Source organism: Bhargavaea sp. GQ12 (assembly GCF_059758705.1).
The window spans coordinates 1-297 of sequence record NZ_JCAXEU010000062.1 but is presented as its reverse complement, the minus strand read 5'-3'; the positions used below and the strand labels follow the sequence as shown (position 1 = coordinate 297).

Here is a 297-nt window from a genome sequence, read left to right as displayed (position 1 = left end):
GTATCAGAAACGCCTCAAGGACCTGAACATCAAACAATCAATGTCCCGAAAGGGAAATTGTTGGGACAATGCGCCGATGGAATCCTTCTTCGGTCATATGAAAGATGAAATTGACTACAGGCAATGCCAAACCTTCGATGAGCTCAAACTACTGGTCGATGAATATATTTACGAGTACAACAACCACCGATATCAATGGAATCTAAAAAAGATGACTCCGGCACAATACCGGAGTCATCTCATCGCCGCATAAGAAGGGTCTTTTATTAAACTGTCCGCTTTAAAGGGTTCGGTTCA

At 42.8% G+C, this 297-nt stretch carries 1 protein-coding gene; it reads left to right on the top strand.

The window, feature by feature from the left end; all coding sequences use genetic code 11:
* Positions 1-253, top strand: a 253-nt coding sequence (locus AC6CHQ_RS16395) for an IS3 family transposase (RefSeq protein WP_498082079.1), incomplete at its 5' end; no start/stop codon positions are given.
* Between the last annotated feature and the right edge of the window lie 44 nt (positions 254-297).